Origin of the sequence: Providencia sp. R33 (assembly GCF_019343475.1) — a bacterium.
Classification (GTDB): domain Bacteria; phylum Pseudomonadota; class Gammaproteobacteria; order Enterobacterales; family Enterobacteriaceae; genus Providencia.
Genome location: NZ_CP072453.1, coordinates 4,130,832 through 4,143,707, shown reverse-complemented (window position 1 = coordinate 4,143,707; position 12,876 = coordinate 4,130,832). Strand labels below are relative to the sequence as shown.

Genomic DNA, 12,876 nt, shown 5'->3' with positions numbered 1-12,876 from the left:
TTAAAATGTCTAAAAACTGTCATAAAACGGTCAACTCACTGTCACTTATTAAAATTAGGATGCTCAGTAACCAATCTGGTTCACCGTTCCTCAAAAGTGAGAAAACAATGAAAGCTATCGTTCCTGCGATTTTACTATCACTGACCGCATCCAGTATGACGTTTGCTGCGGATGCTAATTTAACAGAGTTAATCAATGCAGCGAAAAAAGAAGGGCAAGTTTACAGCGTTGGGATGCCTGATTCTTGGGCAAACTGGAAAGGAACTTGGCAAGATTTAGCCACGCAATACGGCTTAAAACACCAAGATACGGACATGAGTTCTGCACAAGAAATTGCCAAATTTGCTGCCGAAAAAAATAACGCAACAGCAGATATCGGCGATGTTGGTGCTTCATTTGGCCCTGTCGCTGTGCAAAAAGGGGTTACTCAACCTTATAAACCCACTACATGGTCACAAATCCCTGATTGGGCAAAAGATAAAGACGGCCACTGGGCGTTAGCCTATACCGGTTCGATTGCTTTTATGATCAATAACGACTTAGTCAAAGATTCCCCAAAAAGCTGGGACGACTTACTGAAAGGAAAATACAAAGTCACCGTGGGGGATGTTGGGATTGCAGCACAAGCCAATAACGCCGTTTTAGCTGCTGCATTTGCCCGTGGTGGTAATGAAAATAACCTTAAACCTGCCATTGAATTATTTGCTGAGTTAGCGAAGCAAAAACGCCTATCCGTCAATGACCCTACCGTTGCGAACATCGAAAAAGGTGAAGTGGAAGTTGGGATCTTATGGGACTTCAATGCCTTGAATTATCGCGATCAGATCAACCGCGATCGCTTTACCGTTGTGATCCCATCCGATGGTTCAGTAATTTCTGGCTACACCACGATTATCAATAAGTTTGCGAAAAACCCAAATGCGGCCAAGTTAGCACGTGAATTTATTTTTAGTGATAAAGGCCAATTGAACCTTGCAGAAGGCTATGCACGCCCAATCCGCGCCCAATACCTGACATTACCTGATGACGTTAAAGCCAAATTGCTGCCAGAAGCACAATATAAAAATGTTCAGCCAATTAAAGATGCTGAAGGCTGGGAAAAATCATCGCGTAATTTACCAAAAATGTGGCAACAACAAGTTCTGATCCACCAGCAGTAATTGAATTTGTTGAATTTAGGAATAAAAGTCTGATGTCTGAGAAAGTCATACTTGTTGTCCTAGACGGTTTAAGTTATTCAGTAGCCCATCATTGCATGGGCTATCTCAATGGACTCATCAACGCCGACAGCGCAACACTTTACCAATTGGAGTGCGAGCTCCCTTCCATGTCTCGCCCGTTGTATGAATGTATTTTAACGGGTGTACCGCCAGTGAAAAGCGGGATCGTCAACAATGACGTTGTGCGTTTATCCCATTTTGACAGCATTTTTTCTCTCGCGCGTCTTGCGGGTAAAACCACGGCCGCCGCCGCTTATTACTGGGTGAGCGAGCTCTATAACCGCGCACCCTTCGTGGCGACTCGAGACCGTTTTACGCACGATGAACTGCTTACTATCCAGCACGGCTGCTTTTACCAAGCAGACAGCTACCCCGACGACCATCTCTTGCTGGATGCAGAATATTTGCGTAGTCAATTTAACCCTGACTTCTTGTTGATTCACCCAATGAATATCGATGATACAGGGCATAAGTTTGGGTTTGATTCACCGCAATACCGCAATGCCGCTCGCCACGCAGATATTATTTTGTCTAATTACATCCCAACATGGATTGAGCAAGGCTATCAAATTCTTGTCACTAGCGACCATGGCATGAACAATGATCGTAGCCATGGCGGCACACTCCCTGAAGAGTGTTTGGTTCCGCTATTTGTTATCGGTTCAAAGTTTTCTCATCAGCCTTGTGATGTTCAGCAAACCGATATTTGTGGCACGGTCTGCCGTTTATTGGGTATCGACCCACTCGATAAATCGGTGTGTGATGCGCTATTACAAGGAGATGCATGATGGCTGATCTCACTGCACCTTACGAGCAAGCCCAACCACAGCTGGGGAAAATGGCCATGTTAAAAAAAACCTTTGCCCGTTTTCATTGGCGCGCAGCATTATTATTGCTGCCCTTTTTTGTGCTGTTTGGCCTATTTCAAATCGCCCCGATGATTTGGGTGCTTATCAACAGCTTTATCTATGAAGAAGCCTGGTCCTTCGGTAATTACCTTGAGGTGTTTACCAATGATTTTTACCTACAAGCCTTCGAAAACACCTTATGGTTATCATTAATTTGTAGCGTGATCGGTTTGTTTATCGCCAGTGTTACTGCCTTTTCTATCTACAAGATGCAAGGCAAGGTGCGCCGAATGATGATTTCATTCACCACCATGGCAAGTAACTTTAGCGGTGTTCCGTTGGCTTTCGCATTTATCATTATTTTGGGCTTTAATGGCGCAATCACTTTGCAGCTCAAAGCATGGGGGATTATCGAAGATTTTAATATCTACAGCGCCAGCGGGTTAATGCTGCTGTATGTTTATTTCCAAATCCCACTCGGTGTGTTGTTGCTTTACCCAGCCTTTGATGCCCTCAAACCTGAATGGGAAGATGCGGCAAAAACCATGGGAGCCAGCAAATTAACCTATTTGTTAAAGGTCGCGATTCCGGTGCTTTCCCCTGCTTTACTCGGCACGTTTATTATCTTAATTGCCAATGCGATGGGTGCGTATGCCAGTACTTATGCGTTAACCAGCGGTAACTACAACCTTGTGACCATCCGTATTGCCAGTTTAGTTTCCGGTGATTTGTTCCTCGAGCCAAATATGGCGGCGGCATTATCCGTCCTGCTTATCGCTATCTTAGGGTTTATCACTGGCATCCATCATTGGTTAATCAAGCGGAGCTACCATGCAAAATAACAATGTGATTAGCCCAACTATAACCAATAAGAACGCTGGATTATGGTTTCATAAGTTAGTGCTAGTCAGTGTTGCCAGCTTATTAGCGCTACCTATTATTGCTACGTTTGTGTATTCCATTGCCAGTTCTTGGGGTGCAACCGTGTTACCTGATGCTTTGTCCATTAAATGGTATCTGCAATTGTGGCAAGACCCACGGTTTTTAATGGCATTTGGCCGTTCGTTGATTATCTGTTTTGGTACGCTGTTAATCAGTACCTTGGTCATTTTACCGATGACATTTGCGGTGTTTTATCGCTTTCCAAAGCTAAAAGGATTGATGGATTTATTGATTATCCTGCCTTTTGCAATCCCCCCTGTGGTGTCGTCCGTTGGTTTATTGCAAATTTTTGCGGATGAACCATTTATGTTAGTGGGTACGCCGTGGATCTTAATTGGCACCTATTTCACCATCACATTGCCATTTATGTACCGTGCCCTCGCCAACAGTTTTCAAGGGATTAACTTACATGACCTGATGGATGCTGCGCATTTATTGGGTGCGAATACCTTTAACGCTTTCATGATGATTGTACTGCCAAATATTCGCAAAGGTATGTTGGTTTCATTATTAATTTCATTTTCATTTTTAATGGGTGAGTTTGTGTTTGCCAATATTTTAGTGGGAACACGTTATGAGACCTTGCAAATTTACTTGTTCAATATGCGCCAAACCAGTGGGCACTTCACTTCTGCACTGGTGATGTCTTACTTCTTATTTACGCTATTGCTGACGTGGTTGGCAATGCGTTTGAATCGTTCAGGAGATGAATGATGAGCTATGTGATTGCTGAAAATTTAACGAAATCCTTCGGGTCAAATCAGGTCTTTGCGGATATTCAATTTACTATTGAAAAAGGCGAATTTATCACCTTATTGGGGCCAAGTGGGTGTGGGAAATCGACTTTATTACGCTGTATTGCAGGACTTGAGCAACCGAATAGTGGTGAGCTTTATATTAACCGTAAAAATATTACCCATCAGCCTGCCCAACAACGTGGCGTGGGCATGGTGTTTCAAAGCTATGCACTTTTCCCCAATATGACCGTCGCAGACAATATCGCCTTCGGCTTAAAAATGCGTAAAATCGATAGCAACGAAAGAGCCAAAGCTGTCGCGGAAGTGATCGAAATGGTTGAGTTACAAGGAAAAGAGCAACAATTCCCTCACCAACTATCTGGTGGGCAGCGCCAACGCGTGGCACTGGCAAGGGCGCTAGTGATGAAGCCACAAATTTTGTTACTCGACGAGCCGTTATCCGCCCTTGATGCGCGTATTCGTAAGCATTTGCGCCAGCAAATTCGCCATATTCAGCGAGAGCTTGGACTCACGACTATTTTTGTTACCCATGACCAAGACGAAGCGATGATCATGTCCGATAGGATCTTTTTGATGAATAAAGGGCAGATCGTGCAAAGCGATACGGCAGAGAATATTTATACCCAGCCCGCCACCGAGTTTGTTGCTCGCTTTATGGGCCACTACAATTTGGTGGATGCTCACAAGGCCAACGCGATGTTAGGCGTCAATTTACAAGGCACCCTCGCCATCCGCCCTGAATCTATTTATGTGAAAGAAGCAGGTCGCCAGTATGGTAGCCATATATCACACCCTGTCGATGCCGTGATTTTAGACCATCAACTACTTGGCAATATTATTCGTTATAGTGTTAATACCCCCGCAGGGGATATGACGGTGGATTTGCTCAATCGCTCCTCTGAACGTTTATTTGAACCTGGCACCCGCCTTGAGTTAATGTTTAATAAAAATGAAATTCGTGCACTTAGCTAATCATACGATAGGAATATAATGCAAAACCAATTAGCCATTTTTGACTTAGATGATACGTTGATTCAAGGGGATAGCAGCGTATTGTGGACGCAATACCTGTGGGATAAGCAAATCATCAGTGACCCACAATTTGTGGAAGCCGATAAAGCCATGATGGTGCAGTACAATGCAGGAACGTTGGATATGCCAACTTACTTGAAGTTTAACCTGCAAACCCTCGCTGATATCAAAACGGAACAAGTGGATATCTGGCTGGATGATTTTGTGCAAAGTGTGATTTTACCGAGGATCTACCCTGAAGCGATTCAAACGATCGCCCGCTACCGTGCCAAGGGGATCCCGATTATTGTGATCTCCGCGACCGTTTCGTTTATTGTCAAAAAGATAGCAGATCAACTCAATGCCGACGTCGCGATGGGCATTGATATTAAACAGCAAAATGACTGCTATACCACCGAAATTGAGGGTATCCCGACCTTTAAGGAAGGTAAGGTTAAACGCCTTATGAATTGGGTACGCCACCAGCCAATCACCGATGCGTATGTATATTTCTACACCGACTCTGCCAACGATCTCCCAATGTGCCAATTCGCCGATGAAACGTTTATCGTTAACGGTGACCCACGCCTTCTCAAAGCCGCCAATGAAAATAATTGGCCGCAATATCAGTGGGATTTATAAACCTTATTTTTAATTTTTGAGGTTTTAGGTTTTAGGTTTTAACTAACTTGCCTTTCAAAGGTTCCTCTAAATTATTCGTGCTAGAGGAAGGCGGCAAACTAAGATATCCCTAGGAGCATACACAAGTATGTGACTAGGGTAACTTAGTGCAGCCAACGCACCTATCGCGCGAAGAATGACGAGGAAGCACTTATCGCTTGAAGAATGACAAGGAAAGCTTATACTGAAATCTCTTGTCGGAGTGCCTAGTATGCATAGCATCAGGCTGAGACCGTTAATTCGGGATCCGCGGAACCTGATCGGGTTAATACCCGCGAAGGGAACAAGAGTAATCACTCAGCGCAATTTTTGCCATTTTCCTTTTGGTGAAAATTTAAACGCAACGTCTTTTTATTACTCCTCCGAACTCCTGACAAGCAACTTTCTTTCGATAAACCCGCTTGGTGCGTTTTGCATCACAGCCGTGACAATGTCAGGAAATTGCTATGTCCAATATTACAAATAATGTTATACCGACCGCTGATTTATCCCCACAAGCTGCACCTGCTCGCACACGTAAAGCCCAACGTGACGCCGCTGAAAACTTTATCAACACAGTTTCTGGCGTTTCATTTCCCAATTCTGAACGTATTTATCTCCAAGGTTCAAGAGACGATATCCAAGTTCCGATGCGAGAAATCCAGCTTTCGCAAACTCTTATTGGCGGCGACAAAGACAACCCGCAATTTGAAGACAATGAACCCGTTCCTATCTACGACACTTCTGGCCCTTACGGCGACCCAACATCAGAACTCAACGTTCACAAAGGCCTGAAAAAAATTCGCGCTCCATGGATAAACGAACGCTCAGACACCACCAAAGTAGAAAACTTAAGCTCTGATTTCACACAACAGCGACTTGCCGATGCAGGCCTCGACCACTTGCGCTTTAACAACCGCCCACACCCATTAAAAGCACAAGTCAACAAATGCGTCACCCAACTTCACTACGCTCGCAAAGGCATCATTACCCCAGAAATGGAATTTATCGCCATCCGCGAGAATATGGGTCGTGAACGTATTCGTGGTGAAGTTCTGCTGCAACAACACCCGGGACAAAGCTTTGGGGCTAATTTGCCCGAAAATATTACCCCTGAGTTTGTTCGCCAAGAAGTCGCCGCAGGTCGTGCCATCATCCCTGCTAATATCAATCACCCTGAATCTGAGCCGATGATTATTGGCCGTAACTTCTTGGTGAAAGTGAACGCCAATATCGGCAACTCGTCGGTCACTTCATCCATCGAAGAAGAAGTGGAAAAACTGATTTGGTCAACGCGCTGGGGTGCAGATACCGTCATGGATTTGTCCACAGGCCGTTACATCCATGAAACCCGTGAATGGATTTTACGTAATAGCCCAGTCCCCATCGGTACGGTGCCAATCTACCAAGCCCTTGAAAAAGTCAACGGCGTGGCAGAAAACCTGACGTGGGAAATGTTCCGCGATACGTTATTAGAGCAAGCCGAGCAAGGCGTTGACTACTTTACTATCCACGCCGGGGTCTTGCTGCGTTACGTGCCAATGACCGCTAAACGCTTGACGGGTATTGTCTCGCGCGGCGGCTCTATCATGGCAAAATGGTGCTTATCCCATCACCAAGAAAACTTCCTGTATGAAAACTTCCGTGAAATCTGTGAAATTTGTGCCGCTTACGACGTTTCTTTGTCATTAGGCGATGGTTTACGCCCAGGCTCCATCCAAGATGCAAACGATGCTGCACAATTTGCCGAGCTTCATACCCTTGGCGAGTTAACTAAAATTGCGTGGGAATATGACGTCCAAGTGATGATCGAAGGCCCTGGCCACGTACCGATGCAGATGATCCGCCGCAACATGACGGAAGAATTGGAACATTGCCACGAAGCCCCGTTCTATACCTTAGGCCCTCTCACAACCGATATTGCACCGGGTTATGACCACTTTACCTCGGGTATTGGCGCAGCAATGATCGGCTGGTTTGGCTGTGCAATGCTCTGTTATGTCACACCAAAAGAGCATTTGGGCTTGCCGAACAAAGATGACGTTAAACAAGGGCTTATCACCTATAAAATTGCGGCGCACGCAGCTGACCTTGCGAAAGGCCACCCCGGCGCACAAATCCGCGATAATGCCATGTCGAAAGCGCGTTTCGAATTCCGCTGGGAAGACCAATTTAACTTGGCTTTAGACCCCGAAACTGCACGCAAATACCACGATGAAACCTTGCCGCAAGCTTCGGGGAAAATTGCCCATTTCTGCTCAATGTGCGGCCCGAAATTCTGCTCGATGAAAATCTCCCAAGAAGTGCGTGATTACGCAGCCCAAAAAGAGGCAAACGAAAAAGAAGCAGGTATGGAGCAGATGTCTGAAGCCTTCCGCGCCCACGGTAGCGAGCTATACCATGGCGCAGAAATTGTGAATGCAGAGGTCGCTGATAATGAAAAAATCGCCTAACGCTATTATTGCGCCAACAACGCCATTTCCAGAGACCGAGCAATACCTCGGCCTTTACCCTGTTGTCGATTCCGTTGAATGGATTGAACGCCTGCTTAGTGCAGGTGTTTCCACCCTTCAATTACGCATCAAAGACAAAGCGGATGCTGACGTACGAGATGATATTCAACAAGCCATCGCATTAGGCAAAAAGCATAACGCACGGTTATTTATCAACGACTACTGGCGCTTAGCCGTTGAGTTTGGCGCCTACGGCGTACACCTTGGCCAAGAAGATTTGGAAACCACTGACTTGCTAGCAATCCACCAAGCTGGCCTTCGGTTAGGTATTTCCACCCACGATGAACATGAGCTAGCCATCGCCAAATCTGTGCGCCCCTCTTACATTGCCATGGGGCACATTTTTCCCACGCAAACCAAAGAGATGCCATCATCTCCCCAAGGGCTAGAAACCCTTAAAGCAATGGTAGAGGCAACGCCAGATTACCCAACTGTCGCCATTGGTGGAATATCCATTGACCGTGTACCCGCTGTTTTAGCAACGGGTGTTGGCAGTGTGGCACTGGTCAGCGCGATCACCAAAGCCGATGATTGGCGAGCCGCCACTGAAACGTTACTGAATTTAATTGAGCGTCATCGCGCTTATTAATTAATTCATAATCAAATAATTAGCCGTGTATTTAGTGAAATAGACACACGGCTGATAATTCGAGGAATTTAATCATGTTAAGTGACCAAGAATTCATGCGTTACAGCCGCCAGCTATTACTTGAAGACGTTAGCCCTGAAGGGCAACAAAGACTGAAAAATAGCAAAGTGCTGATTGTCGGTTTAGGTGGGTTAGGCTCTCCTGCCTCCCTCTATTTAGCTGGTGCAGGCGTTGGTGAGTTATGGTTAGCAGATCACGATGATTTGCATGTCTCTAATTTACAAAGGCAAGTTCTCTACGATACAGATGATATTGAGCAATCAAAAGCGCAGTTAGCCGCAAAGCGGCTTCGCCAACTCAACCCGTTCGTGAAAACGCGTGCCATTGTGCAAAAATTAGAGGTTGAAACGTTAATCCCACTCGCCGAGCAGGCCGACTTAGTGCTTGATTGCTGCGATAACATGGCAACGCGCCATGCCGTCAATGCCGCCTGTGTCATAACCAACACCCCCCTCGTTAGTGGTAGCGCGGTAGGCTTTGGTGGGCAACTGATGGTACTCGAACCACCGTTTAGTTCAGGGTGTTATGCCTGCCTTTATCCCGACCAAGATGAACCTGAGCGTAACTGCCGTACCGCTGGGGTATTGGGGCCTGTTGTTGGCGTTATCGGTACACTACAAGCCCTTGAAGCCCTTAAATTACTTGTCGGGTTGCCTTCATCCTTAAGTGGGAAATTACGCTTATTCGATGGAAAACAACAACAGTGGAACACATTGCAATTGACGCCATCGTTGCAATGTCCAGTTTGTCGGGAAGAAGCATGCATATCCTAATTAATGACCAAAATATGACGCTTGATGCCCCGCTAACCGTCAATCAGTTGTTTGAGGTGCTAGGTCGCTCCACCACTGGCACCGCACTGGCCATCAACCAAGTCATCATTCCAAAGAGTCAGTGGGATTCTCATCTCATTAATGACCAAGACAATATCTTGTTATTTCAAGCTATCGCAGGGGGCTAACCATGTTAAAAATCGCTGATGTAACCTTTCAATCACGCCTATTTACGGGTACAGGGAAGTTTGCCAATGCCACGTTAATGCAAGAGTCTATTCAAGCTTCGGGCAGCCAATTAGTTACCATGGCGATGAAGCGGATTAACCTGCGCGGGCAAGATGATGGTATTTTGCAGCCGCTTCAAGAGCTTGGCGTAAAGCTTTTACCCAATACATCTGGTGCAAAAAATGCCCAAGAAGCTGTTTTTGCTGCGCGACTGGCACGAGAAGCTCTTGGCACCCATTGGGTCAAACTCGAAATTCACCCTGACATGCGCTATCTATTACCCGACCCTATCGAAACATTGTTAGCAGCGGAGCAACTGGTCAAAGAGGGGTTTGTAGTATTACCTTATTGCAGTGCTGACCCTGTGCTATGCCGCCGTCTTGAAGAAGTTGGCTGCGCAGCGGTCATGCCATTAGGTGCCCCTATCGGTACCAATAAAGGTTTAGCCACCAAAGAGATGCTGCGAATTATTATCGAACAAGCCACCGTGCCTGTTGTAGTAGATGCTGGGATTGGCGCGCCAAGCCACGCCGCAGAAGCTATCGAGATGGGGGCGGACGCCGTACTGGTGAATACGGCGATTGCCGTTGCCAAGCAACCTGTTTTAATGGCAAAAGCCTTTAAACTGGCTGTCGAAGCTGCCGAATTGGCTTATCAAAGTGGCTTAGCGGCACCGAAACAGCAGGCTCAAGCATCCAGCCCGCTCACCAGCTTTTTGGGGGCACTATCATGATCCCCCGTTTCCAAGAGCGCTTAAATGCACTGGATTGGGACGATACTACGCTGCGAATTAATAGCAAAACCGCCCACGATGTAGAACACGCTTTAGGCAGTGATATCCTCTCCCTCGATGATTTTATGGCACTGCTCTCCCCTGCGGGACGGCCTTACGTTGAAGCGATGGCGCAAAAAGCACAACGGCTTACACGCCAACGTTTTGGCCACGCGGTTGGGTTTTATGTCCCACTTTATTTGTCGAATCTCTGCGCAAACGATTGTACTTATTGTGGTTTTTCAATGAGCAACAAAATCAAACGTAAAACACTCAATGACGCAGAGATAGTCAATGAGTGTGAAACAATCCGTAAAATTGGGTTTGATAGCTTATTGTTGGTCACAGGGGAGCACCAAAGCAAAGTGGGAATGGATTATTTCCGCCATACTTTGCCTATCATTCGCCCTTATTTCAGTTCGTTGATGATGGAAGTGCAGCCATTAAGTACTGCCGAGTATAAAGAATTGAAAACATTAGGGTTAGATGGTGTGATGGTTTACCAAGAAACGTACCACGAGCCAACCTACCAGCTGCATCACCTAAAGGGCAAAAAGCAAGATTTTCACTGGCGTTTAGCCACCCCTGAACGCCTTGGTGAAGCTGGTGTAGATAAAATCGGCCTTGGCGCATTAATTGGTTTATCTAATAGTTGGCGCACCGATTGCTACATGGTGGCCGAGCATTTGCTGTATTTGCAGCAATATTATTGGCAAAGCCGCTATTCCATTTCGTTTCCACGTTTGCGCCCTTGTGCGGGTGGCGTCGAACCTGCATCATTGATGAATGAAGCGGAATTGGTTCAACTCATTTGTGCTTTTCGGTTACTTGCCCCGAATGTTGAGCTTTCACTGTCGACTCGTGAGTCCCCATATTTTCGCGACCATGTGGTGCCACTCGCGATTAATAATGTCAGCGCAGGCTCAAAGACCCAACCGGGGGGTTATGCGGATACCAAAGAAGAGCTAGAACAGTTTTCACCAAACGATAACCGCAGTGCGGCACAAGTGGCAAATGCCCTCGTACAAGCGGGGTTACAACCCGTTTGGAAAGATTGGGATGGCTATTTAGGTCGTTAAACTTCTGCTAAAAAGCGTATTAGCTGCACAAGAGCTTAATACGCTTTTTATTATTTAAGCAATTTTGTCCCACTTAATGGTGTTTTCCAGAATTAATGCAAAAATAATCCCCATTAAAAGCCCATTACCTAATAGCGAACTGAACATTGTGGGTAACGAATCTAATACCGCTGATGGTGCTGACATTAAAAATATTCCGACAAAAATCGGCAGTGCTAACCGGTAAATATTACGTGCATTTAATTTCATATCCGTTAGAAATGAAAATGATGAAAACAACAGCGGCAAATACGTGGCTAACATCACCGCGCTACCAATTGCGAGGGGTAATGAACGGAAAAATTGCGTGAGTACGGCAATTCCCCCGACACAAAGAAAAATCACACTGCCAATGACAAATGAAATGCGAGAGCTGTCTTTTGTTTGGGTAATCAAGCCAATAGAAGAGACAAAAGGCGAGAAAGGCACAATTCCCAGCGGGGCAGCAAGTACCGTCACAATGCCTGACATCACAAAACTGCGTCGGTACAGTGACTTAGTCGGCTGCGTATTTGGGTAGAAGACATCGGTTCCTCGCATCGCCCCAAAAGTATTTGAGGTATTCAGAATACCTGCAAAGATAGCGGTTAAAATAATACTCACGCTAATTTCATCCGATTTACCGAGTGGAAAAAGCATCCACGAAGAAGACGACACTGGTAATGTGCTACTGCCAAACAATATGCTATACACTACCCAACCGATGATTGTACCAATCAGTAGCGCGTACTTACTGATACTCGCAGGTAAATAAATAATAATCCCAATCACTAACGTAAGCACGGCAAGGGCAAGAAAGAAAACAGGGTAATTTACCACCACTTCCGCCCCACCAACACCAAATGGAAGGCCTAACATCCCTTTCAAGAAAATCGTCACCAGTTGAGCGCCAAGTAAAAACATAAACACCACTAACACACCCGGTTTAAATAAACTGGCTAACCACCCGCCAAGCCCGCTTAAACCAATTAAAATGGTGATAATTCCCGAGAGAAAAATACCTATAGCAAGACTCCAACCAATGGTGCTAAGGGCAGTTCCTTGCATCGATTCTGATAATGTCACGGTTAAAATCGTCGCCCACCATAGCCCTGTTGGCCCTTCCATCACTGATCGTTTATGGCCCAAAAAAGCTTGCAACAAGCAGGCTAGCGCAGTTAATAGAAATGAATACTGGGTAATGGTAAAAGTGGTTTGGTCCGATAAATGAAAAGCCGACTGTAACGTTGGAGGAATAACGACCGTATTGCAGAAGATAAAAAAGAACCACTGAAAGCCAGAAATAATATTATTTTTTTTAATGTTAATTGAAGCCATACTGATCCCTTGCCTTACTTTATTAAATATGGAGTATGGCCCCTCACTTTAGTTTTCTTTTTATTTC

13 protein-coding genes and 1 riboswitch are annotated in these 12,876 nt (G+C 45.7%); of the genes, 12 read left to right on the top strand and 1 reads right to left on the bottom strand.

Translation table 11 applies throughout. The features are described 5' to 3' along the window. Nucleotides 1-107 precede the first annotated feature (107 nt). From J6836_RS19415 to thiH, 12 genes are all read left to right on the top strand, one after another. Nucleotides 108-1,160, top strand: coding sequence for an ABC transporter substrate-binding protein (locus tag J6836_RS19415; RefSeq protein WP_219245483.1), 1,053 nt, complete (start codon nucleotides 108-110; stop codon nucleotides 1,158-1,160). A 32-nt stretch (nucleotides 1,161-1,192) separates the two neighbouring features. Further along, nucleotides 1,193-2,008, top strand: a complete 816-nt coding sequence (locus tag J6836_RS19410) for an alkaline phosphatase family protein (RefSeq protein WP_219245482.1) — start codon at nucleotides 1,193-1,195, stop codon at nucleotides 2,006-2,008. Next, nucleotides 2,008-2,910, top strand: coding sequence for an ABC transporter permease (locus tag J6836_RS19405; protein ID WP_219249557.1), 903 nt, complete (start codon nucleotides 2,008-2,010; stop codon nucleotides 2,908-2,910). The genes J6836_RS19410 and J6836_RS19405 overlap by 1 nt, the downstream gene beginning before the upstream one ends. After that, entirely contained in the window at nucleotides 2,900-3,724 is an 825-nt protein-coding gene (locus tag J6836_RS19400) for an ABC transporter permease (RefSeq protein WP_219245481.1), read from the top strand. The genes J6836_RS19405 and J6836_RS19400 overlap by 11 nt, the downstream gene beginning before the upstream one ends. Further along, nucleotides 3,724-4,740 (top strand): ABC transporter ATP-binding protein, encoded by a 1,017-nt coding sequence (locus tag J6836_RS19395; protein WP_219249556.1) that lies wholly within the window; start codon nucleotides 3,724-3,726, stop codon nucleotides 4,738-4,740. The genes J6836_RS19400 and J6836_RS19395 overlap by 1 nt, the downstream gene beginning before the upstream one ends. Before the next feature lie 18 nt (nucleotides 4,741-4,758). Then, nucleotides 4,759-5,421: an HAD family hydrolase gene (locus tag J6836_RS19390; RefSeq protein WP_219245480.1), complete on the top strand. Its 663-nt coding sequence runs from the start codon at nucleotides 4,759-4,761 to the stop codon at nucleotides 5,419-5,421. A gap of 227 nt (nucleotides 5,422-5,648) precedes the next feature. Then, nucleotides 5,649-5,760: riboswitch (TPP riboswitch) on the top strand. A 146-nt stretch (nucleotides 5,761-5,906) separates the two neighbouring features. Beyond that, nucleotides 5,907-7,892 (top strand): phosphomethylpyrimidine synthase ThiC, encoded by a 1,986-nt coding sequence (gene thiC, locus J6836_RS19385; protein ID WP_219245479.1) that lies wholly within the window; start codon nucleotides 5,907-5,909, stop codon nucleotides 7,890-7,892. After that, nucleotides 7,876-8,541 carry a thiamine phosphate synthase gene (gene thiE / locus J6836_RS19380; RefSeq protein ID WP_219245478.1) on the top strand — a complete coding sequence of 222 codons (666 nt, stop codon included), beginning with the start codon at nucleotides 7,876-7,878 and terminating at the stop codon, nucleotides 8,539-8,541. The genes thiC and thiE overlap by 17 nt, the downstream gene beginning before the upstream one ends. Nucleotides 8,542-8,615: 74 nt before the next feature. Beyond that, on the top strand, nucleotides 8,616-9,374 hold the full coding sequence (locus tag J6836_RS19375; protein ID WP_219245477.1) for a HesA/MoeB/ThiF family protein: 759 nt from the start codon (nucleotides 8,616-8,618) through the stop codon (nucleotides 9,372-9,374). After that, the gene (gene thiS, locus J6836_RS19370) at nucleotides 9,362-9,562 is read left to right on the top strand and encodes a sulfur carrier protein ThiS (RefSeq protein WP_219245476.1); all 201 of its coding nucleotides are present in this window, start codon (nucleotides 9,362-9,364) and stop codon (nucleotides 9,560-9,562) included. Before J6836_RS19375 ends, thiS begins: the two co-directional genes overlap by 13 nt. 2 nt (nucleotides 9,563-9,564) lie before the next feature. Next, on the top strand, nucleotides 9,565-10,335 hold the full coding sequence (locus J6836_RS19365; RefSeq protein WP_219245475.1) for a thiazole synthase: 771 nt from the start codon (nucleotides 9,565-9,567) through the stop codon (nucleotides 10,333-10,335). Continuing rightward, a complete protein-coding gene (gene thiH, locus J6836_RS19360) occupies nucleotides 10,332-11,453 on the top strand; it encodes a 2-iminoacetate synthase ThiH (RefSeq protein WP_219245474.1) in 1,122 nt (373 codons plus the stop codon). The genes J6836_RS19365 and thiH overlap by 4 nt, the downstream gene beginning before the upstream one ends. Before the next feature lie 54 nt (nucleotides 11,454-11,507). On the opposite strand, the gene J6836_RS19355 is transcribed toward thiH, so the two are convergent. Next, entirely contained in the window at nucleotides 11,508-12,809 is a 1,302-nt protein-coding gene (locus J6836_RS19355) for a uracil/xanthine transporter (protein WP_219245473.1), read from the bottom strand. Nucleotides 12,810-12,876 lie beyond the last annotated feature (67 nt).